Raw genomic sequence first — 24,841 nt, 5'->3', positions numbered from 1 at the left:
CCCATGAACCGCATCCTGACCATCGAAGACGACGCCGTGACCGCCCGTGAAATCGTGGCCGAGCTGACCCGCAACGGCCTGGACGTCGATTGGGTCGACAACGGCCGAGAAGGCTTGGAACGGGCGGTCAGCGGCGACTACGACCTGATCACGCTGGACCGCATGCTGCCTGAGCTCGACGGCCTGGTGATCGTCACCACGCTGCGCACCATGGGCGTGGCCACGCCGATCCTGATGATCAGCGCCCTTTCCGATGTGGATGAACGCGTGCGTGGCCTGCGGGCCGGCGGCGACGATTACCTGACCAAGCCGTTCGCCACCGACGAAATGGCCGCCCGGGTCGAAGTGCTGCTACGGCGCAACAATGGCACCCGCGAGCCGGAAACCGCGCTACGGGTAGCCGACCTGGAGCTGAACCTGATCAGCCGCGAGGCCAGCCGCAACGGGCAACTGCTGAGCCTGCTGCCCACCGAATACAAGCTGCTGGAATTCCTGATGCGCAACAGCGGGCAAATCCTCTCGCGCATGATGATTTTCGAGGAAGTCTGGGGCTATCACTTCGACCCCGGCACCAACCTGATCGACGTCCACATCGGCCGCCTGCGCAAGAAAATCGACCCACCGGGCCTGGAACCGCTGATTCGCACGGTACGGGGTTCCGGCTATGTCATTGCTGAACCCCGCTAAGGGCTGGCGCTCCTCCAGCAGCCGCCTGCTGGCGCTGTACAGTTCGCTGTTCGTGATCTGGAGCGCGATCCTGATGGGGGTGATGTATTACGAAGTGTTTGGCTACCTCGACAGCCTGGCCAAGCACTCCCTGATGCAGCGCCAGCACCTGTTCGCCCGGATCCACGGCGACCAACTGGAAGATGCGCTCATGGCCAGCCTGACGCTGGACGAGCGCGGTGTCGACGCCTATGGGCTGTTCGATCCGCAATTGCGCCATTTGAGCGGACCGATCCTGCGCGTGCCCGCCGACCTGCCGCTGGACGGCAAGATCCACATGCTTGGCGGCTGCGTGGACTCCGATGAACCGGGCGTGCCTTCCGACAGCTGCGACGCAGTGGCGACCCGGACCCAGGACGGCCGTTGGCTGGTCCTGGCCCGGGACAACGGTTCGCTGTTCGCGGTGACGCGGATCATCTTGCACGCGCTGTTCTGGGGGGTATCGCTGACCATCCTGCCAGGCATCGCTGGCTGGCACCTGTTGCGCCGCCGACCGCTGCGGCGGATTCGCCAGTTGCAGGCCAGCGCCGAAGCCATCGTCGCCGGTGACCTGACCCATCGCCTGCCGCTGTCGAGCCGACGCGATGAACTGGACATGCTGGCGGCGATCGTCAATGCCATGCTTGAGCGCATCGAACGCTTGATGAATGAGGTCAAGGGCGTGTGCGACAACATCGCCCATGACCTGCGCACCCCGCTGACGCGCCTGCGTGCCCAACTTTATCGCATCCAGCAGCAAGCGCCGGACGGCTCCCCCGAGGCCTTGCAGATGGATCAGGTAATCGCCGAGACCGACACCCTGATGGCGCGATTTCGTGGTCTGTTGCGGATTTCCGAACTGGAAGACCAGCAACGGCGCTCGGGCTTCGTGCGCCTCGATCCGTTGCAGTTATTGCAGGAGTTGCATGATTTTTACCTGCCCTTGGCCGAGGAAGGCGAACTGACCTTCATCCTGGAGGCTCCCGACGCCCTGCCCCTGCTCAACGGCGACCGGGCCTTGCTGTTCGAGGCGGTGTCGAACCTGCTGAGCAACTCCATCAAGTTCACCCCGCCGGGGGGCACCGTGATCCTGCGTGGGGTCGATCAGGGCGACAGCACGCGCATCGAAGTGCTCGATTCCGGCCCCGGCATCCCCGAGGCAGAGCGCAAGGCCGTGTTCCGCCGTTTCTATCGCGCCGAAGGCAGCAGCCAGCACGGCGGATTCGGCCTGGGCCTGTCGATCGTCGCGGCGATCGTCAATCTGCATGGGTTCACGTTGGAGGTGGACAGCAGCGAACACGGCGGCGCGCGGTTGGTGCTCGATTGCCGGGGGACGTTGTTGTAGTCATAGGGCTGGAGCAGCACCTGTGGCGAGGGAGCTTGCTCCCGCTCGGCTGCGAAGCAGTCGTAAACCAGACGCGCGTATTCGGCAGGTTTTCGGGGCCGCTGCGCGACCCAGCGGGAGCAAGCTCCCTCGCCACAGGGTGTGGTGTGCTTGATCTTTATCTATCAGGCATCACTGCGATGCAGCGGGGTGTTATGCAGCTCATAACGCAACTCATCGATCAGCTTCGCAATGCTCTCTTCCGAGCGGACGCTGTCGAGACTCATGCCGCTCACCACCAGGTCCACCTCACCGCTTTCACGGTGATACAGGCGCACGGTGAGGGTGCCGTCGCCATTGAGGCTGCATTCGCAGGCCAACGGCGTAAAACTTTCTTCAAGGCGGGTACGCAAGGGAGCCAAATGGGTCATGTGATGCACCTCAGCCCCGGGGAGGCAAATAAACAGTGGACAGCTCCGACCTCCTGGCCTGCATAGACATCCTGTCGCTCTCATACTGGGTTCGTTCACTGTACATCGCGGCGTATTCCTTAAGTGTTTCGTCGGGGACGCGACATCACCGACGATGTCGCACCCTGACAGCCTAAGGAACCGCCCCTCCCTGCAAAACCCGAATTTGCACCAGCCCATCAGGTGCATTTGCACTGGCTATCATGGTGCCTTCATCCGCCATTCATTGGCGAATAACCCCCGTGCCCGCGCCCAGACAATCGCCTCACTGCGGCTATGGACATCCAGCTTCGAATATAGGGTCGCCACATGATTGCGCACGGTGTTGGGCGCAAGCTTCAGCCGTGCGGCGATTTCCTTATCGGCCAGGCCCTCGCAGATCAGCCCCAGCACGTCTCGCTCCCGGGCCGTCAGCTCGGTGAATGACACGCTGGGCACCTGGGCGTTGATGCTCTTCACGTTAGCCAGTTTTTCAATCAGGGTCCGACTGAACCAGGACGCGTCTTTCATCACCTCCTCGATCGCTGCCACCAGCTCCAGCTCCGAGCGCTTGCGTTCGGTGATGTTCATCAGCACCAGCAGATAGCAGGGCTTGTCCTGGATCAGCACCGTGTCGGCGGCGACCTCACAGTCGATGAGTTCGCCGCCCTTCTTATGCACCTTGACGTCGATACTCGAGACCGCGGCGGCCTTTTCCAGCCGGGCAAACAGCGCGGCGCCGGCGTCCTTGTCGAGAAAGCCGATTTCCTCCACGGTTTTACCCAACAACTCTTCGCTGGCGTAACCGGTGGTCTGGAGAAACGCTTCGTTGATTTCCAGCAACTGCTGTTCGGCGCTGCACACCAGGGTGGGCACAGGCGACAGTCGGAACGACTTGGCAAAGCGCTCCTCACTCTGGCGCAGCGCCGTTTCAGCCTTGCGGCGCGGCTCCATGTCCATGAAGGAAAACAGCATGCAATCTTCATCATGCAGGTCCAGGGGTTGGCCGGCGACGATGACCTGCTTGATAGTGCCATCGGGCAACTTCAACTCGGCCTGCATTTGCGGAATGGTCGCGCCCTGCCCCAGACGCTCGATGGCCAGGTCGCGTTTTTCGGCGGCTTCAAGCACATCCAGTTCATACACCGAACGCCCGATTACCTGCTCGCGGCTGTAGCCGGTCATCTCCAGGAACCCCGGATTGACCTTGATGTAGCGCAGGTCGCTGAGGCGGCAGATCACCGCCGGCGCCGGGTTGGCCCCGAAGGTTTTCTCGAAGCGCTGCTCGGCACTGGCCCATTCGGTGGCATCGCTGAGGATCAGCACGAGCAGTTCTGGCTCGCCGTTGCGGTCGGCCAGGACCATGCTACGGATCCGATGCACCCAGGTGCGATCCGGATCGGCCTGGGACGTGACTTCCACCAGCACATCGCTGAATTCATCGCCACGGGCAACCCGGGCGATGGGGTAGTTGTCTTCAGTCAGCGGGTGGTTGTTGCGGTAACGCAAATTGAACCGCTCGGCGTATTGCTTGGCCGTGGTGCCCAGTTCACTGAGGTCCTTGACCCCGTGCATGGTCAAGGCCGCTGCGTTGGCCCAGGCGATGGTCTGGTCGACCTCGATCAACATCACCCCGTCGGACAGTCCGGCAATGATCTGCAGCAATTGACGACGGTTGGTATCGGTGGTCGGGACTTGCTGATTCATTGGGTCTCCATGTGGTCAGTAGGGTTCAAGCATGGATGCGTTGAAAGTTACGACCACATGGGTTTGCAATAGTGCATCGTGCCCTTCACGCCGCCATGCGCCCCTCGGCAATCGCCTGGGAGGCGGCCAGCATCGCTCGCAGCAGCACCGCGCAACCGGCGGCGAGGTCGTCCGGGGCGGCGTTTTCGATTTCGTTGTGGCTGATGCCGCCTTCGCAGGGCACGAAGATCATCCCCGCCGGGCCCAGTTCGGCGAGGAAGATCGCGTCGTGGCCGGCACCGCTGACGATGTCCAGGTGAGACAGGCCCAGCCCTTGGGCGGCGCCGCGTACGGCGTCGACGCAGCCCTGATCGAAATACAGCGGCGGGAAGTCGGCGGTGGGTTTCAAATCGAAGGTCAGGCCGTGCTGACGGCAGGTGTCCTCGATCACTTGCTTGACCTCGGCGATCATCGAATCCAGGCGCGCCGGTTCCAGGTGACGGAAATCCAGGGTCATGCGCACTTCGCCGGGGATGACGTTGCGCGAGCCCGGGTAGGCCTGCAGGCAACCGACCGTGCCGCAGGCATGGGGCTGATGACCGAGGGCGGCACGATTGACGGCGCCGACGATGATCGAGGCGCCTACCAGGGCATCCTTGCGCAGGTGCATCGGCGTCGGGCCTGCGTGGGCTTCGACGCCGCGCAAGGTCAGGTCGAACCACTTCTGCCCCAGGGCGCCCATCACCACGCCGATGGTCTTGCCCTCGTCTTCGAGGATCGGCCCCTGTTCGATGTGCGCCTCGAAATACGCCCCCACCGGATGCCCACTGACCGGGCGCGGGCCGGCATAGCCGATGGTGTTGAGCGCCTGGCCTACGCTGATGCCCTCGGCGTCGGTCTTGGCCAGGGTTTCTTCAAGGGTGAATTTCTCGGCGAACACGCCGGAGCCCATCATGCATGGAGCGAAGCGCGAGCCCTCTTCGTTGGTCCAGACCACCACCTCCAACGGTGCTTCGGTTTCGATGTTCAGGTCGTTGAGGGTGCGCAGCACCTCCAGCCCGGACAGAACGCCAAAGCAGCCGTCGAACTTGCCGCCGGTGGGTTGGGTGTCGATGTGGCTGCCGGTCATCACCGGTGGCAGGTTCGGATTGCGCCCCGGGCGCCGGGCGAAGATATTGCCCACCCCATCGATGCTGACGGTGCAGCCCGCCGCCTGGGTCCATTGCACGAACAGGTCGCGGGCCTGGCGGTCGAGGTCGGTCAGGGCCAGCCGGCACACACCGCCCTTGACCGTGGCCCCGAGCTGGGCCAGGTCCATGAGCGATTGCCACAGGCGGTCGCGGTTGATGTGCTGATGGGTCGATTGCAGGACGTCGATGGCTGCGTTCATGGGGATCTCCATTTTTTCAGGCATTTTTTTGGTGTCTTGAGGCCGCTATCGCGAGCAAGCTCGCTCCCACGCTGGATTGGGGTGGGTGCAAAATCCATGTGCACAGAGGATCCCCTGTGGGAGCGAGCTTGCTCGCGATGAGGCCCTCCTTCACACCGCGGTTTTAGCGACGGACGGGCTCGCTCCCAGGCTGCACAACCCGTAATAAATCACCCCACCCAGCGCCGAGCCGGTGAACCAGCCATAGCTGTAGAACCAACTGAACGCATCGCTGCCCAGGGACAACAGCGTCAGCACCACCGGTACGCCAAAGGCGATGAAACCGTTCCAGTTCCACGCTGGGTAAATGTCGTCGCGGTACAGCCCGGCAAGGTCCAGTTGCTGTTTCTTGATCAGGAAATAATCCACCACCATGATCCCGGCAATCGGCCCCAACAGGCTTGAATAGCCCAGCAGCCAGTTGGAGTAGACCGACTCCAGGCTGACCTCGGAGACGATCAGCCCGAGTTTCTTCAGCAACTCGTGAGCCATCAGCGCCAGCCCCACCAGCCCGGTCAACATCACGGCTTTAGTGCGGCCGATCAGTTTCGGCGCCAGGTTCTGGAAGTCGTTAGTGGGCGAAACGATATTGGCCGCGGTGTTGGTCGACAGCGTGGCGACAATGATCAGCACCATGGCCAGCGCCACCCACACCGGGCTCTGGATGTGCCCAATCAAGCTCACCGGGTCGGAGACGGTCACCCCCACCAGTTTTTCCGAGGCGGCGGTCATGACCACGCCGAGGGAAGCGAACAGGAACATGGTCAACGGCAGGCCAATGATCTGGCCGACGATCTGGTCTTTCTGGCTCTTGGCATAACGGCTGAAGTCCGGAATGTTCAACGACAAGGTGGCCCAGAAACCGACCATGGCCGTCAGCCCGGCGAGGAAATAGCCGGTCACCCCGGCGCCTTCGGGGCGTTTGGCCGGGACCGCCATCAGTTCAGTCAACGAGACATTGGGCAACGCCCACACCAACAGCCCGGCCCCCACCAGCACCAACAAGGGCGCAGACAAGGTTTCCAGCCACTTGATCGACTCGGCACCGCGCAACACCACCCACAGGTTCATGACCCAGAACACCATGAAACCGATCACCTCACCGGTGCCGCCCAAGCTCTTCCAGCCGTCGAACACCGAGCCGAGAAACAGGTGGATCGCCAGCCCGCCGAACATGGTCTGGATGCCGAACCAGCCACACGCCACCAAGGCGCGGATCAGGCACGGCACGTTGGAACCGATGACACCGAAGGATGAGCGCAACAGCACCGGAAACGGAATGCCGTACTTGGTTCCGGCAAAGGCATTGAGGGTCAGGGGGATCAGCACGATGATGTTGGCAAACAGAATCGCCAGCAGCGCCTCGCCCACCGTCAGGCCGAAATAGGCGGTGAGCACGCCGCCGAGGGTGTAGGTCGGCACGCAGATCGCCATGCCCACCCACAGTGCGGTGATGTGCCATTTGTTCCAGGTTCGCTCGTGCACCTTGGTCGGCGCGATGTCGTGGTTATAACGGGGGCTGTCGAGGACGTCGCTGCCGGCTTCAAGCTCGAACAATCCGTCGCGCTCGGTCACTGTTGATCTGGTCATGTCCGCTCCACTGTTTTCATTATTTTTGCTCATCGACGGGCGATGGCCGGAGTACTTGCACGCGTGCTACCGACCACCCCGCCAGGCCACGACGGCACTCAATAACCGTGCCGAATAACGCTCCGAGCTGACCGGATGATCGATATAACCCTTTCAACCTTTTGATGTTTAACGTTTTAAAGCCACGTGATTGCCTTGTTTCACTCCCTGCTTACCGCCCTTGAGGCTAGATGACCTTCACGCCTTGTCGAGGAGGAGATTCAAAGTGGTGCACCCCGGATCAACGCGAGGTGTCTAGACAGCACTTTCAGCACTTTCAAGCCGCTGATTTACCATGATAAATCTCGCTCAAATAACGATCCTGTCAAGTGCGTCAAAATGGTGAGCAGGCTCACCATTTTGGTGAATTTAAAATTTAATCGTTTAATTTCAATAAGTTAATAAACGCATAAGCTTATAAAAAATAATCTTGCTCAATTCAAAAACTCCAGCTAGCGTCTAATCCTGACAGTCGTGACAAGAATATAAACCGGCACGACGTTATCTAACGTGATGGATAAAACATAAAGAACCGGCAACAGTCGGTCATGCCTGCGAGGAACTCGGAATGTCTCTGTTGATCCGTGGCGCCACCGTTATTACCCATGATGAAAGTTATCGCGCCGATGTGTTTTGCGCCGACGGCGTGATCAAGGCCATTGGTGACAACCTGGATGTTCCGGCCACTGTCGAAGTGCTCGATGGCAGTGGTCAATACCTGATGCCCGGCGGCATCGATCCCCATACGCATATGCAGTTGCCGTTCATGGGCACGGTCGCCAGTGAAGACTTCTTCAGCGGCACGGCAGCGGGCCTCGCCGGGGGCACCACGTCGATCATCGACTTCGTGATTCCCAACCCTCAGCAGTCGCTAATGGAAGCCTTTCATCAATGGCGCGGCTGGGCCGAGAAAAGCGCCAGCGACTACGGTTTCCACGTGGCGATCACCTGGTGGAGCGAACAAGTCCGCGAAGAAATGGCCGAGCTGGTCAGCCACCACGGGGTGAACAGCTTCAAGCATTTCATGGCCTACAAGAACGCGATCATGGCCGCCGACGACACCTTGGTCGCGAGCTTCGAGCGCTGCCTGGAGTTGGGTGCGGTGCCCACCGTGCACGCGGAGAACGGCGAGCTGGTCTACCACCTGCAACGCAAGCTGCTGGCCCAGGGCATCACCGGGCCCGAAGCCCATCCGCTGTCGCGCCCCTCGCAAGTGGAAGGCGAAGCCGCGAGCCGCGCCATCCGCATCGCCGAAACCCTGGGCACGCCGCTGTACCTGGTGCACGTGTCCACCAAGGAAGCCCTGGACGAAATCACCTACGCCCGCAGCAAAGGCCAACCGGTCTACGGCGAAGTCTTGGCCGGACACCTGCTGCTGGACGACAGCGTCTATCGCCACCCGGACTGGCAGACCGCCGCCGGTTACGTGATGAGCCCCCCCTTCCGCCCACGCGGGCATCAAGAGGCACTCTGGCACGGCTTGCAGTCCGGCAACCTGCACACCACCGCCACCGACCACTGCTGTTTCTGCGCCGAGCAGAAAGCCGCCGGGCGTGATGACTTCAGCAAGATCCCCAACGGCACCGCCGGGATTGAAGACCGCATGGCCGTACTCTGGGAAGAAGGGGTCAACAGCGGCAAATTGTCGATGCAAGACTTCGTCGCCCTCACCTCCACCAACACCGCGAAGATCTTCAACCTCTACCCACGCAAGGGCGCGATCCGCGTCGGCGCCGATGCGGATCTGGTGCTCTGGGATCCCCAGGGCAGCCGCACGATCTCAGCCAAGACCCACCACCAGCAAGTGGACTTCAACATCTTCGAAGGCAAGACCGTGCGCGGCGTGCCCAGCCACACCATCAGCCAGGGTCGGCTGGTGTGGGCCGACGGCGACCTGCGGGCCGAACGCGGCGCCGGGCGCTACATCGAACGGCCGGCGTACCCGGCGGTGTTCGATTTGCTGAGTAAGCGGGCGGAGCTGAATAAGCCAACTGCTGTGAAACGCTGAAACCCAGGCCTTCGGCCTTCGCGAGCAAGCCCGCTCCCACATTGGGTTTTGGGTGAATGCAAAATCCATGTGCACAGCAGATCCCCTGTGGGAGCGAGCTTGCTCGCGATGAGGCCAACCCAGACACCGACAAAACCACTGCCCACCAGAGGCAGCACCTCAAACACCGTGAGGCCCATTCCATGATCCAGCCCTTGAATCACCTCCCCCATTCCCAGGAAGACCCGGCCACCCTCGCCGCCCGCTTCAGCGACCTGGCACCGCCGCTCAATGCGCGCCAGGCCCACCTGGAAGCTTCCCGGTGCCTGTATTGCTACGACGCGCCCTGCGTGAACGCCTGCCCGAGCGAGATCGATATTCCTTCGTTCATTCGCAACATCCATCAGGACAACGTCCAAGGCGCGGCGCAGAAAATCCTCTCGGCCAATATCCTCGGCGGCAGCTGCGCCCGGGTCTGCCCCACCGAGGTGCTGTGCCAGCAAGCCTGCGTGCGTAACAACGCCCATGAATGCGCGCCAGTGTTGATCGGCTCGCTGCAACGCTACGCGGTGGACAACGCCCACTTCAGCGAACACCCGTTCCAACGGGCTGCCGCCACCGGCAAGCGCATCGCCGTGGTCGGCGCCGGGCCGGCGGGGTTGTCGTGTGCGCACCGCAGCGCGATGCACGGCCATGACGTGGTGATCTTCGAAGCCCGGGACAAGGCCGGAGGCCTCAACGAATACGGGATCGCCAAGTACAAACTGGTGGACGACTATGCCCAACGTGAGCTGGATTTCCTGCTGGGCATCGGCGGCATCGAAATCCGCCATGGTCAGAAACTCGGCGAGAACCTGAGCCTGAGCGACCTGCACCAGCAGTTCGACGCGGTGTTCCTCGGCCTCGGCCTGGCCGCCAGCAAACAACTGGGCCTGAGCGACGAACAAGCACCGGGGCTGCTGGCCGCCACCGAGTACATCCGCGAACTGCGCCAGACCGACGACCTCAGCCAGTTGCCCTTGGCCGACCGTTGCATCGTGCTCGGTGCCGGCAACACCGCCATCGACATGGCCGTGCAAATGGCCCGCCTCGGCGCCCGGGACGTCAACCTGGTCTACCGTCGCGGCCTTGAGGACATGGGCGCGACTTTGCACGAGCAAGACATCGCCAAGGCCAACCAGGTGCGCCTGCTGACTTGGGCCCAACCGCAACAGGTGCTGCTCGATGACGCCGGCCATGTGCGCGGCATGCGCTTTTCCCGTACCCATCTGGAAAACGGTCGACTGGTCATCGGCGCCGAAACCTTCGACTTGCCTGCCGACGCCATCTTCAAAGCCATCGGCCAGGCCTTCGACGACAACGCGCTGGTGGACCCACTGGCCCGGGAACTCAAGCGCCAGGACGGGCGAATTCTGGTGGACGAACACCTGCGCACCAGCGTTCCCGGGGTCTACGCCGGCGGCGATTGCACCAGCCTGGACCAGGACCTCACCGTGCAAGCCGTGCAGCACGGCAAGCTCGCCGCCGAGGCGATCAACGCTCAACTGATGCTCAATGTGGAGGCTGCGTAAATGGCCGATCTGTCGATTGTCTTCGCCGGCATCAAAGCCCCCAACCCGTTCTGGCTGGCCTCCGCGCCGCCCACCGACAAGGCCTACAACGTCGTCCGCGCCTTCGAGGCCGGTTGGGGTGGCGTGGTCTGGAAAACCCTCGGTGAGGACCCTGCAGCCGTGAATGTGTCCTCGCGGTATTCGGCCCATTACGGGGCCAATCGCGAGGTCTTGGGCATCAACAACATCGAGCTGATCACCGACCGTTCCCTGGAGATCAACCTGCGGGAAATCACCCAGGTGAAAAAGGACTGGCCGGACCGGGCGTTGATCGTGTCGCTGATGGTGCCCTGCGTCGAAGAGTCCTGGAAATCTATCCTGCCCCTGGTGGAGGCCACCGGTGCCGACGGCATCGAGCTGAACTTCGGTTGCCCCCACGGCATGCCGGAACGAGGCATGGGCGCGGCGGTCGGCCAGGTGCCGGAGTACGTCGAGCAAGTGACCCGCTGGTGCAAGACCTATTGCTCGCTGCCGGTGATCGTCAAGCTCACACCGAACATCACCGACATCCGCGTCGCCGCCCGGGCGGCCCATCGGGGCGGCGCGGATGCGGTGTCGTTGATCAACACCATCAACTCCATCACCAGCGTCGACCTGGACCGCATGGTCGCCCTGCCCAGCGTCGGCAGCCAGAGCACCCACGGCGGCTACTGCGGCTCGGCGGTCAAACCCATCGCCCTGAACATGGTCGCCGAAATCGCCCGCGACCCGCAGACCCAAGGCTTGCCGATCTGCGGCATCGGCGGCATCGGCAGCTGGCGCGACGCAGCCGAATTCATCGCCCTGGGCAGCGGCGCGGTGCAGGTCTGCACGGCGGCGATGCTGCATGGGTTTCGCATCGTCGAAGAGATGAAGGATGGCCTGTCGCGTTGGATGGACAGTCAGGGCCACGCCAACCTGCAGGCGTTTTCCGGTCGCGCGGTGGGCAACACCACCGACTGGAAGTATCTGGACATCAACTATCAGGTCATCGCCAAGATCGACCAAGAGGCCTGCATCGGTTGCGGTCGCTGCCACATCGCCTGCGAAGACACCTCACACCAGGCCATCGCCAGCCTCAAGCAGGCGGACGGCACCCATGTATATGAGGTGATCGATGAGGAATGCGTGGGCTGCAACCTGTGCCAGATCACCTGCCCGGTGCAGGACTGCATCGAGATGGTGACGGTGGACACTGGCAAGCCGTTTCTGGATTGGAACCATGATCCGCGTAATCCCTATCATGTAACGGCTTGAGGGTTGGGGTGTCTGGACTGACGCCATCGCGAGCAAGCTCGCTCCCACAGGGGATCCGGTCGTTCACAGATATTGTGTACTCCAGAGACCCAATGTGGGAGCGAGCTTGCTCGCGATGAGGCCATCAGCCCCAACACAAATCTCAAGGCTCCCCCTCGGACTAACAGTTCTGCTAGTAGACACCCCCCGAAAAATACCCGAGCCTGACACGGCCGAGCCAATCAGCAAGAGCCAAGCCCATGTCGACGTCAACGATGAAGATACTGTGCCGCTACCAATACGACCCCCTGGACCGCCTGACAGGCTTGAAGCCTGCGGAACACGTGGGCACGCAGCGTTTTTACCAGAACGACGAGTTGGTCAATGAGATCGAAGGCCAGGTAGAACTCACGATCCTTCGCCATGAAGCCCAGCCCCTGGCGCAACGCCTGCACGTTGCCAACGTCACCGAGACGACGCTGCTGGCAACGGACCGACAACGGTCGGTTATGCAGACACTGGCTGGCGTCGATACCCAGCGTATGGCTTATACCGCCTATGGTCATCGGCCGGCGGAAAGTGGTTTGAGCAGTTTGCTCGGGTTCAATGGTGAGCGCCCTGATCCGATAACGGGGCATTATTTATTGGGACAGGGTAACCGGGCTTTTAATCCGGTGCTGATGCGGTTTAATAGTCCGGATGCGTACAGTCCCTTTGGGGATGGGGGGATTAATGCGTATGCGTATTGTGGGGGGGATCCGGTTAATCGGTATGATCCGAGTGGGAATAATCCCATCACTCTTATTACTTCTGCCTTTAAGCCATGGAACAGGCTGACGACAAACATGCCAGGCGTGTTGGATCTTTCATTAAGCCCCGCTGTTCTCCAACCTGCTGCTCCCAAACCCGTTGCCCCCGTTGCCCCCAGATTAAGAGAATTACTACAACAGCCTGGCCCCAGTCCCCGGGTCGGAGCTAGCTCAACGTCCGCCCCTTCCCCGGCAATTCCTAAAAAAATTACTTACGAAGGACGTCGTAGACCTTGGATACAGGAAAGAACAGATGCCGCAGGCGAGGTAAATGGTACAACTCTGATACATAGACGTCGCGCGAATGAAGCATACGCTTACGACATCCTCGCAAGAAACGAGCAAATACCTCCAATCGTGGAAGATCCTATTCTTCGAGAAAATTTCAAAGCAACCAGAAAACGCTATAGAACTACAAAACGCAACAAGAAATCTGGTCAGAGTGATCGGAGTGAATATACGGATGCAGCGTCAAAATTCCAAACCGCCCGACGTGCACTCAAAATCGATAATCTAAAAAAAATCAGAGATACAACGTGAAAAAATAGCAATTAATATCGGGAACAAACTTACTTTCAACCTCACGCTACCGACGTCATTACGTTGGTGCAAAAACTACGGCTCCAACCCAATCCCCCGCAAAATCACACTGGTCACCGTCTGCACCGCCCGTTCGAATTGCATGTCGGACAGCGGCTGATGATCATTAAGGATATTGATCTGGTGATCGAAGTCGGCGTAATGCTGGGTCGAGGCCCAAATCATGTAGAGCAGGCTTGAAGGCTCTACCGGGAGGATGCGTTTGTCCTCCACCCACTGGCGGATTTTCGCTTCCTTCATCTTGGCCCAGTCATAGAGGCTGGCGTCCAGCGCCTGGCCCAGGGTCGGGGCGCCGTGGATGATTTCGTTGGCCCAGACCTTGGAGCCGTAAGGGCGGCTGCGGGAGTGGTTCATCTTGGCGCGGATGTAGCTGCTGAGGACCACCCGGGGGTCGTCGAACATTTCGAAGCACAAGGCGTCCTGTTTCCAGACTTCCAGCAGGTCGAACAGCACGGCGCTGTACAGCTCGCTCTTGGTGCTGAAGTAGTAATGCAAGTTGGAACGCGGCAATTGCACTTCGGCGGCGATGTCAGCCATGGCGGTGCTGCCGAAGCCTTTCTCGGCGAAGACCTTCTCGGCGGCCAACAGGATTTTCTCGACATTACTGCGACGAATCTCGATCTTGTGATTGCCCATGAGGGCTCCCTGGCAACAGCGTTGGTCAAGACTAGCATTCACCCACTTCTGAAAACACTGGGGATCCCTGTGGGAAGGCTTTTGTGGCGAGGGAGCTTGCTCCCGCTCGGTTCTGTAGGAGCTGGCGAAGCCTGCGATCTTTTGATCTTGATCTTTCGCTTGAGGTTCAAGTGTCTGGTGAAAGATCGCAGCCTCGTTGCACTCGACAGCTCCTACAGGCGCAGCCCAGCGGGAGCAAGCTCCCTCGCCACAAAAGCGGGTTCTACGCTATGTCGACTGGCGTGGTTCGACATTGTCCAGCGCGCGGTTCGCCAGCATTGCGCTCAGTTCAATCAGTTGCTGGATGCCCAGGGCGATGTGGCGCCTGGGACCGTCCAGGTCGAAGGCCAGGTCACTGACCATGGCGTTGGCCGAGGCCAGGTTTTCGCTGAGGTTGGCGAGCAGGGTTTCGGTGTCGACGCCATGGGCGACGGTGAACAGTTGGCCGGGGTCGGGATCGGGTTTGTTGGGTTTGGGCTTGAGGTAGTGGTCGAGGATGCGGTCAGCGGCTTTGTCGAACGCTTTTGAGTTGGATGGATCTGTATCCGGTGGGTTGGGTGTTGGTTTGAACATAGATGAATCTCCAAATCGAAAAAGGAGACCATCACCCTCGCTACCAAACGAAGGGTGGCGGCCATACGCGGGTTGGTAGACCGGTGACTTGGAGAACCGGCGCGTCCGAAGACGCCCTGCGCATGACCGCCATAAAAAACAGATACCAAAAGGCCTCTGCTGCAAGGGCTATGCGACAAGTCAAAAGCCGGGCTACCAAACCCGATCACTGATTCAATCAGCGACCCGGAAACGATAAAGCCCTGGCCCCAAGGCGCACAAGCCGGCGGATTCTGGCGCAGTTGTAGGGAATGGCGCAAGACAACGTAGCCCGATCCCGAGCGATCCTACATCTGGATAAACACCAACCTGTTTAGACCGGAAACAGGGCTAACAACACACCTTGTGGCGAGGGGATTTATCCCCGTTGGGCTGCGAAGCAGCCCCAATGACTGTCGCTACGGTGTGTCAGGTTGATTGCATCCAGCTTCTTCAGGACTGCTTCGCAGTCCAGCGGGGATAAATCCCCTCGCCACAGGAGCCCCTTAAGCCCTCCGATCGTGGACATTCGACTAATGTCTTAGACCAGTCATCGCACAACCAAACACCTCACCGCTATCCTCAAATCTCACATCTATCCGGCCCCACGGCCTGCAATCTTGACCTCGACCCGCGCCAACCATTGCAGCGCCTCATTTTGAAGCACCCCCGAGTTGGATAATTCCGATAATGGCCAGTTGACAATGAGCAGCCGCTTCCAAATAATCACTTCATGTTGTACGACGACGTATGACAAATAAAAACAACAAAAAAGTAGGGAGCGTCATAGTGAGCACACGTGTCCGTTTTTCGCCCAACCACCGTTCAAACCGCCGTACCCTTCTCAACGCCAGCCCCACCCTGGTCCTGCTGGGTTGCAGCAGTCTCGCCGCGTTTCTGCCAACGGCCGCCAGCGCCGCTGGCTTCGTCGATGACGCCAAGGCCACGCTGAACCTGCGCAACGCCTATTTCAACCGCAACTTCGTCAACGACAATGCCGCCCAAGGCAAAGCCGAAGAATGGACCCAGAGTTTCATCCTCGACGCCAAGTCCGGTTTCACCCAAGGCACAGTCGGTTTCGGCGTGGACATCCTGGGCATGTACTCGGTCAAGCTCGATGGCGGTCGCGGCACCGCCGGCACCCAGTTGCTGCCGGTGCATGACGACGGTCGCCCCGCCGATGACTTCGGCCGTTTGGGCGTAGCCCTGAAGGCTAAGGTATCGAAGACCGAGTTGAAGGTCGGCGAATGGATGCCGGTGCTGCCGATCCTGCGTTCCGACGACGGTCGCTCCCTGCCGCAAACCTTCCGTGGCGGCCAGGTGACCTCCACCGAAATCAACGGCCTGAGCCTCTACGGCGGCCAGTTCCGTGGCAACAGCCCGCGCAACGACGCGAGCATGGAAGACATGTCGATGAACGGCCGCGGCGCGTTCACCTCCGACCGTTTCAACTTCGGTGGCGGCGAATACGCCTTCAACGAAAAACGCACCCAGGTCGGTGTCTGGTACGCGGAACTGTCCGACATCTACCAGCAGCAATATTTCAACCTGACTCACAGCCAACCCATCGGCGACTGGACCCTGGGCGCCAACCTCGGCTACTTCACCGGCAAGGAAAACGGCAGCGCGCTGGCCGGCGACCTGGACAACAAAACCGCGTTCGCCATGCTCTCGGCCAAATACGGTGGCAACACCTTCTATGTCGGCCTGCAGAAAGTCGGCGGCGATGACGCCTGGATGCGCGTCAACGGCACCAGCGGCGGCACCCTGGCGAACGACAGTTACAACTCCAGCTACGACAACGCCAAGGAAAAATCCTGGCAACTGCGCCACGACTTCAACTTCGCCGCCGTCGGCGTGCCGGGCCTGACCCTGATGAACCGCTACATCAGCGGTGACAACGTGCACACCGCCACCGTCGACGACGGCAAGGAATGGGGCCGCGAGACCGAACTGGCCTACACCGTGCAGAGCGGCGCGCTCAAGAGCCTCAACGTGAAATGGCGTAACGCATCGATTCGTCGCGACTTCAGCACCAATGAATTCGACGAGAACCGTATCTTCATCAGCTACCCGCTGTCGCTGCTGTAATACCAGGACCCACTGCCATGAGCGCATCCCATGGCAACCTGCGGCAAGGACGCCGATCCAGAGCGGTTCGTCGATCAAACGTTGACAAGGTAGCGGAAGGATAAGGATATTCCCTCTCGGTCGTACGACAACTTATAACAACTGTACCTCTCATTGTTTGCTCAGGTAATGCCATGACCACGACACAAATTCGCCACCCCTTCAATCGCCTGCTCTTGACCGGCGCCGCCGGCGGCCTTGGCAAAGTCTTGCGCGAACGTCTCAAGCCTTACGCCCGCCACATTCGCCTGTCGGACATCGCCAACATGGCTCCGGCCATCGACGAAAGCGAGGAAGTGGTGCCATGCGACCTGTCGGATAAACAGGCCGTGCACCAACTGGTGGAAGGTGTCGACGCCATTCTGCACTTCGGCGGTGTCTCGGTGGAGCGCCCGTTCGAGGAGATCCTCGGCGCCAACATCAGTGGCGTGTTCCATATCTATGAAGCCGCCCGTAAGCACGGCGTAAAACGGGTGATCTTCGCCAGCTCCAACCACGTCATCGGCTTCTACAAACAAGACCAGACCCTCGACGCCCTCTCCCCTCGCCGCCCGGATGGCTACTACGGCCTGTCCAAGTCCTACGGCGAAGACGTCGCCAGTTTCTACTTCGATCGCTACGGCATCGAGACCGTGAGCATCCGCATCGGCTCGTCGTTCCCGGAACCGCAGAACCGCCGGATGATGAGCACCTGGCTGAGCTTCGACGACCTCACCCAACTGCTCGAATGCTCGCTCTACACGCCGAAAGTCGGCCACACCGTGGTCTACGGCATGTCCGCCAACCGCGACGTCTGGTGGGACAACAGCCACGCCGCGCACTTGGGCTACCAGCCCAAGGACACCTCAGAAATTTTCCGCGACAAGATCGAAGCGCAGCCAATGCCGGCCGCCGATGACCCGGCCAGGATCTACCAGGGCGGTGCCTTTGTCGCCGCCGGCCCGTTCGACGACTGATTCGCCTGTTGTTCATGGGATACGAACGAACCAAGGAATCGCCATGCAAGCCGAATTGATTGTCGATGCACGCAACGCCGTCGGGGAAAGCCCGGTGTGGGTCCCCGAGGAAAACGCCCTGTATTGGGTGAACATCCCCAGCGGCGGCCTGCAACGCTGGAATGCCAGCAGCGGAAAAATCCAGGGCTGGGAAGCCCCCGAAATGCTCGCCTGCATTGCCCGCCACCAGGACGGTGGCTGGGTCGCGGGCATGGAAAGCGGGTTCTTCCGCCTGCACCCCCATGATGACGGCAGCCTCGACAGCGAACTCTGTGCAAGCGTTGAGCACAGCCGCGCCGACATGCGCCTCAACGATGGCCGTTGCGACCGCCAGGGCCGCTTCTGGGCCGGCAGCATGGTTTTGAACATGGGCGCCAACGTCGACGAAGGCCGGATGTACCGCTATGAGGCCGGGCAACGCAGCCCGGTCGAGGCACAACTGAGCGGTTTCATTGTACCCAACGGCCTGGGCTTCAGCCCGGACGGCCGCACGATGTACCTCTCCGACTCGCATCCGTTGGTCCAGCAGATCTGGGCCTTCGACTACGACATCGACAGCGGCACTCCGTCCAACCGGCGGCTGTTCGTCGACATGCTGCCGTTGGCCGGTCGCCCGGATGGCGCGGCCGTCGACGCCGACGGTTGCTACTGGATCTGCGCCAACGATGCCGGGCTGATTCACCGTTTCACCCCGGATGGACGTCTCGACCGTTCACTGGAAGTGCCGGTGAAAAAACCGACCATGTGCGCCTTTGGCGGCAGCCGCCTGGACACCCTCTTCGTCACCTCGATCCGCCCGGGCGACGACAGCGACCCGCAGTCCCTGGCCGGTGGTGTGTTCGCCCTCAACCCCGGCGTCAAGGGCCTGGCCGAACCTGCTTTCGGAGGACGGAGACCCTCCACGAATTGATCTGCTTTGCCGCTTCACATCGATAGACATAAAAACAACAACACTGGAGATTGACCATGAATTTCAAACGCACGCTTCTGATCGCAGCCCTGCCCCTAGCCTTCCTGGCCCAGGCGGCGCATGCCCTCGACATCAAGATCGCCGACATCCACCCCAAGGGCTACCCGACCGTGGTCGCCGAGGAATCCATGGGTAAAACCCTGGAAAAGGAGAGCAACGGCGAGCTGAAGTTCAAGTATTTCCCGGGTGGCGTACTGGGTTCTGAAAAAGAAGTCATCGAGCAGATGCAAGCCGGCGCGATCCAGATGTCCCGGGTCAGCCTGGGGATCGTCGGCCCCGTGGTGCCGGACGTGAACGTATTCAATATGCCATTCATCTTCCGCGACCAGGCCCACATGCGCGCCGTCATCGACGGTGAAGTCGGCGACGCGATCCTCGATCGGATCACTAACTCCGAATTCGGCTTGGTGGCCCTGGCCTGGATGGACGGCGGCACGCGCAACCTCTATACCAAGAAGCCTGTGCGCAAGCTCGAAGACCTCAAGGGCATGAAGATTCGCGTCCAAGGCAACCCGATGTTCATCGAGACCATCAATGCCATGGGCGGCAACGGTATTGCGATGGACACCGGCGAGATCTTCAGTGCCCTGCAGACCGGCGTGATCGATGGCGCGGAAAACAACCCGCCGACCATGCTTGAGCACAACCACTACCAGAATGCGAAGTTCTACAGCCTGACCGGTCACCTGATCCTGCCCGAGCCGATCGTGATGTCGAAAATCACCTGGAACAAGCTCACACCAGAGCAGCAGGACATGGTGAAAAAAGCCGCCAAGGCCGCCCAGGCTGAAGAGCGCGTGCTGTGGGACAAGAAATCCACCGCCAGTGAAGAAAAACTCAAGGCCGCCGGCGTCGAGTTCATCACCGTCGACAAGAAACCTTTCTACGACGCCACCGCACCGATCCGGGCCAAATACGGCGCGCCGTATGCCGACCTGATCAAGCGTATCGAAGCGGTCCAGTAACACCTCTCGATCTGTACTCACGAAAAGGCTGGGCGCGCCCGCGGCTAAAAGGCGCGCCCGGTTACGGTGGAACCCGATGAAGAATTTGCTGCTGCGTATCAACGACACGATTTACATGACTTGCATCTGGGTGGCCGGCCTTTCTGTCCTCGCCGTTGCACTGATGATTCCGTGGGGGGTGTTCGCCCGCTACGTACTGGGTACTGGCTCAAGTTGGCCGGAGCCCACCGCCATCTTGCTGATGATCGTATTTACCTTCATCGGCGCCGCTGCCAGCTACCGCTCCGGCTCGCACATGGCCGTGGACATGGTCACCAGCCGCCTGCCACCGCACTGGCAAACCTTGGCTTCGGTTTTCACCCAACTCTTGATGGCGGCGGTGTGCATTTTCATGACCATCTGGGGCACCAAGCTGTGCATGACCACCTGGAATCAATTCATGAGCGCCATCCCCACCCTGCGCGTCGGCATCACCTACATGCCGATCCCGATCGGTGGTTTCCTGACCCTGATTTTTGTCCTGGAAAAACTCTTGCTGGGTGATCAAAGCAAGCGTCGGGTCGTGCAGTTCGATCTGGTTGAAGAAAACGAAGGTGCCGCTTAATGGACGCGCTGATTCTGCTGGGCAGTTTTTTGTTGTTGATCCTGATCGGCATGCCGGTGGCCTACGCGCTGGGCGCTGCCGCCCTGATCGGGGCGTGGTGGATCGATATTCCGTTCCAGGCCATGATGATCCAGGTAACGGGCGGGGTGAACAAATTCTCGTTGCTGGCCATCCCGTTCTTCGTGCTGGCCGGTGCGATCATGGCCGAGGGCGGCATGTCCCGCCGACTGGTGGCATTCGCCAGTGTGCTGGTGGGGTTCGTGCGCGGTGGCCTGTCATTGGTCAACCTCGTGGCCTCGAGTTTTTTTGGCGCGATCTCCGGCTCCTCGGTGGCCGATACGGCCTCGGTCGGCTCGGTGCTGATCCCGGAAATGGCACGCCGCGGCTATCCGCGTGATTACGCCACCGCCGTCACCGTCAGTGGCTCGGTGCAAGCACTGCTGACACCGCCCAGCCATAACGCGGTGCTGTACTCCCTCGCCGCGGGCGGCACCGTCTCCATCGGTTCGCTGTTCATGGCCGGCATCGTCCCCGGCATCATGATGAACCTCTGCCTGATGGCGCTGTGCCTGGTCTTCGCGAAAAAGCGCAATTACCCCAAGGGCGAAGTGATTCCCCTCAAGCAAGCGTTGAAGATCTGCCGGGAAGCCATGTGGGGCATGATGACCTTGTTCATCATCCTTGGCGGCATTCTCTCGGGTGTTTTCACCGCCACCGAATCGGCCGCCATTGCCGTGGTGTGGGCGTTCTTCGTGACCATGTGCATCTATCGCGACTACAAGTGGAGCGAGTTGCCGAAACTGATGCACCGTACGGTACGCACCATCTCCATCGTGATGATCCTCATCGGCTTCGCCGCCAGCTTCGGCTACATCATGACGCTGATGGAAATTCCGGCGAAAATCACCACCGCATTCCTGACACTGTCGGACAACCGTTACGTGATCCTGATGTGCATCAACGTCATGTTGCTGCTGTTGGGCACCGTGATGGACATGGCGCCACTGATCCTGATCCTGACGCCGATCCTGATGCCGGTGATCGTGGGCATCGGTGTGGACCCGGTGCAGTTCGGCATGATCATGCTGGTGAACCTGGGTATCGGCCTGATCACGCCACCGGTAGGCGCGGTGTTGTTCGTTGGTTCCGCCATCGGCAAGGTCAGCATCGAAAGCACCGTCAAGGCGCTGCTGCCGTTCTACGCCATGCTGTTCCTGGTGCTGATGCTCGTGACCTACGTCCCTGCCATTTCGCTGTGGCTGCCGCACCTGGTGTTGTAACAGACAAGGATAGATCCCCTTGTGGGAGCAAGGCTTGCCCGCGATGAAAATGACGCAGTCTCCCAGGAAACCGAGGAGCCTGCATCGCGAGCAAGCTTTGCTCCCACAAGTCCTCGCCACAGGGTTCGCACACAGGAATCCGGCTTTCCCCACAACAGTTTTTTCAACCTTGCAAAACAAGGCCATCATGACGCCGCCCCTTCTCCACCTCGAAGACGACTTCACCCGCCTCACCCTGGCCCCGCACCTGGGCGCCAGTCTGGTTGAATGGACATTGCGCAGCACCGGCGCCCCCCTGCTGCGCCCGCCCGCGCCGCAAGCGCTGGAAAACGGCCTGCCGGGCAAACTCGGCTGCTTTCCGTTGATCCCGTGGTCGAACCGGATCGCCCAAGGCGGTTTCGACTGCCCCGGCGGTTGGCTGGCCCTGAACGCCAACAGCCTTAACGATCCGTTCCCGATCCATGGCAGCGCCTGGCAGCAACCGTGGCAAGTGATCGAGCAAAGCGCCCAGGAAGTGTTGTTGCAACTCAACAGCCAATCCCCGTTCGCCTATTGCGCCAGCCTGCGGATTCGCCTCAGCGGCGGCCAATTGCAGATCGCAATGTTCGTCACCCACATGGCGAAGCAGCCCGCCTGGCATGGGCTGGGCTTGCATCCGTATTTTCCCCGCACCGCCCGCACGCGCCTGCAAACCCGGGCGAGCGAAGTCTGGAAATGCGATGCCAGCAAGCTGCCTACGGAGCTGAGTGTTATTCCTGCCGAGTGGGATTTCCAGGAGACCCGGGCGCTGCCCGATACACTGGTGGACAATGGCTTCGGTGGCTGGGACGGCGATTGCCTGATCCAGCAACCGGACCTGGGGTATGAACTGCAATGCCGCGCCAGCGGTAGCACGTACTTCTTGCTGTACTGCCCCGTGGGCCTGGATTTCTTCTGCATCGAACCGGTCAGCCACCCGGTCAATGCCCATCACCTGCCTGGACGGCCGGGGCTGCGTTTGCTGGAGCAAGGGCAGTCAGTGGCGTTGGGGTTTTCGATGCAGTGTCGGTTGCTCTAACGCCCACATCCCTGTGGGAGCAAGGCTTGCCCGCGATGCAGGCACCTCGGTTTCCCGGTAGACCGCGTCACCTTCATCGCGGGCAAGCCTTGCTCCCACAGAGAGGGCGCAGGTCACAAAGGGTCTGCGTAGAGAAGCTAAGCCCGCACCAACATGAACACCGCCACCCCCAGGCACACCCCGGCAAACCCCACCTGCAACGCCCGGGCCGGGACCTTGGTCGACACTCGCCGCCCGAGCACCATCCCGACGATGCTCGCCGCAATGAACGCCGCCCCGACCCGGTCGATGCTCACCCCGGCATGAAACGCACCGACCACGCCAATCAGCGAAATCAGGCTGATGACCATCAACGAAGTCGCGACGATCCCGCGCATCTGTACGTCGGTCAATTGCTTGAACGCCGGCACGATCAGGAAGCCGCCCCCCACGCCCAGCAGCCCCGAGACCAGGCCCGTCACCGCGCCCAATGCAGACAGTGTGGCCGTGCATCGGGCAGTCCAGGCCAGGCGCCCGGTCTCGCGGTCAAGCATGCAATTCTTCTGGCCCCAACTGGCCGCGCCATGATCGCTGGGCCCCGCTTGTGGCGTTTCCCGCCGCAACATGCGCGCCGCCACCAGCACCATCAACAGGCTGAACAGCATCATCAGGATTTTTTCCGAGAGCTGATGGGCGAGGTAGATGCCCATCGGCGAAAACACCGCGCCCAGCAACGCAATCAGCAGGGCCGCACGGTAGCGCACCAGGCCATGGCGCAGCCCATCGATGGCGCCCACCGCCGCCGCGCTGCCCACCGCGAACAGCGCCACCGGCGCGGCCTCGGTCATGCTCCACCCCAGGCCCAACACCAACGCCGGCACCGCCAGGATGCCGCCGCCCGCCCCCGTAAGGCCCAGGACCAGCCCCATGACCACACCAAAAAAACTTGCCAGTAACATTCAGGTTCTCTCAAGCCGCGCACACCTGTTGGCAGGTGCGATCGCATTTGCAGGACGCCTTGGCCCTCACTAAGCTGCGGACCATATGTTGTAACCTCAAGCGTAGCAACCGCTTCTTCCCGCACAGGTCCGCTGTCATGCCCGCGCAGATCCAAAGTTTTCTCGACCCCGCCTCCAAGACCTATACCCACGTCGTGTATGAACACGACGGCGGGCAGTGCGCGGTGGTCGACCCAGTGCTCGACTACGACCCGGCTTCGGGCCGCAGCGGCACCGAACAGGCTGATCGGGTGATCGCTTTCGTGAAGGAACATCAACTGACGGTGCAATGGCTGCTGGAAACCCACGCCCATGCCGATCACCTGTCCGCCGCGCCTTATCTGCGGCGAGAGCTGGGCGGCAAGATCGCCATTGGCGAGTCCATCGGCCAGGTGCAGAACGTGTTCAAGACGCTGTTCAACCTGGAGCCGCACTTCGCCGTCGACGGTTCGCAATTCGACCACCTGTTCGCGCCCGACGAGTCCTTCCTGATCGGCAACCTCAAGGCCACCGCCCTGCACGTGCCCGGCCATACCCCGGCGGACATGGCCTATCTGATCGACGGTGATGTGATCCTGGTGGGCGACACGCTGTTCATGCCCGACGTAGGCACCGCCCGTTGCGACTTCCCCGGCGGCAATGCCCATCAGCTCTACGCCTCGATCCGCAAGCTGCTGGCGTTCCCTGCCGGGGTGCGACTGTATGTATGCCACGACTATCCACCGGAGGAGCGCGAGCCCCACTGCATAAGTACCGTGGGTGAGCAGCGCCAGCACAACATCCATGTTCGCGATGGCATCGATGAAGCCTCGTTCGTGGCCATGCGTACCCAGCGCGACAAGACACTGGGCATGCCGACGCTACTGTTGCCGGCGATCCAGGTGAATGTGCGCGCCGGGCACCTGCCGCCGGCTGAGGACAATGGCGTGACCTACCTGAAGATTCCGATCAACCAGCTCTAGATGCTTGGGGGCTGCTGCGCAGCCCAGCGGGAGCAATCTCTGACCACAGCGGTGGGTCTGCTTGTGCGGAGGTTGGAGGTGAAGCAGGCTCGCTCCCACAGGAATCGGCGGCGGACGCAGTACCCGACAACACCACAAATCCCATGTGGGAGCGAGCTTGCTCGCGATGGCGGTGGGTCTGCTTGCAGCGAT

The 24,841-nt window shown here is 61.0% G+C and carries 21 protein-coding genes; 14 read left to right on the top strand and 7 right to left on the bottom strand.

Annotation, left to right across the window (positions count from 1 at the left end):
- Nucleotides 1-3: 3 nt before the first annotated feature.
- Nucleotides 4-687, top strand: coding sequence for a response regulator transcription factor (locus AC3A5O_RS08615; protein ID WP_053122824.1), 684 nt, complete (start codon nucleotides 4-6; stop codon nucleotides 685-687).
- Nucleotides 665-2,050 carry a sensor histidine kinase gene (locus tag AC3A5O_RS08610; RefSeq protein WP_122564669.1) on the top strand — a complete coding sequence of 462 codons (1,386 nt, stop codon included), beginning with the start codon at nucleotides 665-667 and terminating at the stop codon, nucleotides 2,048-2,050. The genes AC3A5O_RS08615 and AC3A5O_RS08610 overlap by 23 nt, the downstream gene beginning before the upstream one ends.
- 164 nt (nucleotides 2,051-2,214) lie before the next feature.
- Here AC3A5O_RS08610 and AC3A5O_RS08605 read toward each other — a convergent pair whose 3' ends face one another.
- The 4 genes from AC3A5O_RS08605 to AC3A5O_RS08590 form a co-directional block, all read right to left on the bottom strand.
- Nucleotides 2,215-2,460: a DUF1652 domain-containing protein gene (locus AC3A5O_RS08605; protein WP_122564671.1), complete on the bottom strand. Its 246-nt coding sequence runs from the start codon at nucleotides 2,458-2,460 to the stop codon at nucleotides 2,215-2,217.
- A 240-nt stretch (nucleotides 2,461-2,700) separates the two neighbouring features.
- Nucleotides 2,701-4,185 (bottom strand): helix-turn-helix transcriptional regulator, encoded by a 1,485-nt coding sequence (locus AC3A5O_RS08600; RefSeq protein ID WP_122564672.1) that lies wholly within the window; start codon nucleotides 4,183-4,185, stop codon nucleotides 2,701-2,703.
- Nucleotides 4,186-4,270: 85 nt separating this feature from the next.
- A complete protein-coding gene (locus AC3A5O_RS08595) occupies nucleotides 4,271-5,554 on the bottom strand; it encodes a Zn-dependent hydrolase (protein WP_122564673.1) in 1,284 nt (427 codons plus the stop codon).
- Between the two features lie 150 nt (nucleotides 5,555-5,704).
- Nucleotides 5,705-7,183, bottom strand: coding sequence for an NCS1 family nucleobase:cation symporter-1 (locus AC3A5O_RS08590; RefSeq protein WP_122564674.1), 1,479 nt, complete (start codon nucleotides 7,181-7,183; stop codon nucleotides 5,705-5,707).
- A 607-nt stretch (nucleotides 7,184-7,790) separates the two neighbouring features.
- Here AC3A5O_RS08590 and hydA point away from each other — a divergent pair.
- From hydA to AC3A5O_RS08570, 4 genes are all read left to right on the top strand, one after another.
- Nucleotides 7,791-9,230, top strand: a complete 1,440-nt coding sequence (gene hydA / locus AC3A5O_RS08585; RefSeq protein ID WP_122564675.1) for a dihydropyrimidinase — start codon at nucleotides 7,791-7,793, stop codon at nucleotides 9,228-9,230.
- A gap of 182 nt (nucleotides 9,231-9,412) precedes the next feature.
- Nucleotides 9,413-10,780 carry an NAD(P)-dependent oxidoreductase gene (locus AC3A5O_RS08580; protein WP_487753101.1) on the top strand — a complete coding sequence of 456 codons (1,368 nt, stop codon included), beginning with the start codon at nucleotides 9,413-9,415 and terminating at the stop codon, nucleotides 10,778-10,780.
- The gene (preA, locus tag AC3A5O_RS08575; protein ID WP_305467495.1) at nucleotides 10,781-12,055 is read left to right on the top strand and encodes an NAD-dependent dihydropyrimidine dehydrogenase subunit PreA; all 1,275 of its coding nucleotides are present in this window, start codon (nucleotides 10,781-10,783) and stop codon (nucleotides 12,053-12,055) included.
- A gap of 239 nt (nucleotides 12,056-12,294) precedes the next feature.
- Nucleotides 12,295-13,383 carry an RHS repeat-associated core domain-containing protein gene (locus tag AC3A5O_RS08570; RefSeq protein WP_240998383.1) on the top strand — a complete coding sequence of 363 codons (1,089 nt, stop codon included), beginning with the start codon at nucleotides 12,295-12,297 and terminating at the stop codon, nucleotides 13,381-13,383.
- 75 nt (nucleotides 13,384-13,458) lie between these two features.
- On the opposite strand, the gene AC3A5O_RS08565 is transcribed toward AC3A5O_RS08570, so the two are convergent.
- Together AC3A5O_RS08565 and AC3A5O_RS08560 are read right to left on the bottom strand one after the other, a co-directional pair.
- Nucleotides 13,459-14,079, bottom strand: coding sequence for a TetR/AcrR family transcriptional regulator (locus tag AC3A5O_RS08565; protein WP_003202912.1), 621 nt, complete (start codon nucleotides 14,077-14,079; stop codon nucleotides 13,459-13,461).
- A 267-nt stretch (nucleotides 14,080-14,346) separates the two neighbouring features.
- The gene (locus AC3A5O_RS08560) at nucleotides 14,347-14,691 is read right to left on the bottom strand and encodes a DUF6124 family protein (protein ID WP_487753100.1); all 345 of its coding nucleotides are present in this window, start codon (nucleotides 14,689-14,691) and stop codon (nucleotides 14,347-14,349) included.
- 807 nt (nucleotides 14,692-15,498) lie between these two features.
- Here AC3A5O_RS08560 and AC3A5O_RS08555 point away from each other — a divergent pair.
- From AC3A5O_RS08555 to AC3A5O_RS08525, 7 genes are all read left to right on the top strand, one after another.
- Nucleotides 15,499-16,800, top strand: a complete 1,302-nt coding sequence (locus AC3A5O_RS08555) for an OprD family porin (RefSeq protein WP_305467497.1) — start codon at nucleotides 15,499-15,501, stop codon at nucleotides 16,798-16,800.
- Nucleotides 16,801-16,973: 173 nt separating this feature from the next.
- Nucleotides 16,974-17,795, top strand: a complete 822-nt coding sequence (locus tag AC3A5O_RS08550; RefSeq protein WP_122566307.1) for an NAD-dependent epimerase/dehydratase family protein — start codon at nucleotides 16,974-16,976, stop codon at nucleotides 17,793-17,795.
- A 43-nt stretch (nucleotides 17,796-17,838) separates the two neighbouring features.
- On the top strand, nucleotides 17,839-18,744 hold the full coding sequence (locus tag AC3A5O_RS08545) for an SMP-30/gluconolactonase/LRE family protein (protein WP_487753099.1): 906 nt from the start codon (nucleotides 17,839-17,841) through the stop codon (nucleotides 18,742-18,744).
- A gap of 56 nt (nucleotides 18,745-18,800) precedes the next feature.
- A complete protein-coding gene (locus tag AC3A5O_RS08540) occupies nucleotides 18,801-19,769 on the top strand; it encodes a TRAP transporter substrate-binding protein (protein WP_305467500.1) in 969 nt (322 codons plus the stop codon).
- 76 nt (nucleotides 19,770-19,845) lie between these two features.
- The gene (locus AC3A5O_RS08535; protein WP_042730808.1) at nucleotides 19,846-20,373 is read left to right on the top strand and encodes a TRAP transporter small permease; all 528 of its coding nucleotides are present in this window, start codon (nucleotides 19,846-19,848) and stop codon (nucleotides 20,371-20,373) included.
- Nucleotides 20,373-21,653, top strand: coding sequence for a TRAP transporter large permease (locus AC3A5O_RS08530; RefSeq protein ID WP_305467502.1), 1,281 nt, complete (start codon nucleotides 20,373-20,375; stop codon nucleotides 21,651-21,653). Before AC3A5O_RS08535 ends, AC3A5O_RS08530 begins: the two co-directional genes overlap by 1 nt.
- 187 nt (nucleotides 21,654-21,840) lie before the next feature.
- Complete coding sequence (locus AC3A5O_RS08525; RefSeq protein WP_487753098.1) at nucleotides 21,841-22,710, top strand: aldose 1-epimerase; 870 nt, start codon at nucleotides 21,841-21,843, stop codon at nucleotides 22,708-22,710.
- A gap of 137 nt (nucleotides 22,711-22,847) precedes the next feature.
- Here the strand turns inward: AC3A5O_RS08525 and AC3A5O_RS08520 are convergent, their stop codons facing one another.
- On the bottom strand, nucleotides 22,848-23,648 hold the full coding sequence (locus AC3A5O_RS08520) for a sulfite exporter TauE/SafE family protein (protein ID WP_487753097.1): 801 nt from the start codon (nucleotides 23,646-23,648) through the stop codon (nucleotides 22,848-22,850).
- Nucleotides 23,649-23,785: 137 nt separating this feature from the next.
- On the opposite strand from AC3A5O_RS08520, the gene AC3A5O_RS08515 reads away from it, so the two are divergent.
- Nucleotides 23,786-24,649: an MBL fold metallo-hydrolase gene (locus AC3A5O_RS08515; RefSeq protein WP_305467506.1), complete on the top strand. Its 864-nt coding sequence runs from the start codon at nucleotides 23,786-23,788 to the stop codon at nucleotides 24,647-24,649.
- Nucleotides 24,650-24,841: the final 192 nt, after the last annotated feature.

It is taken from the genome of Pseudomonas sp. Soil_N_39 (assembly GCF_057655955.1).
This window is presented reverse-complemented; position numbering and strand designations above follow the sequence as displayed.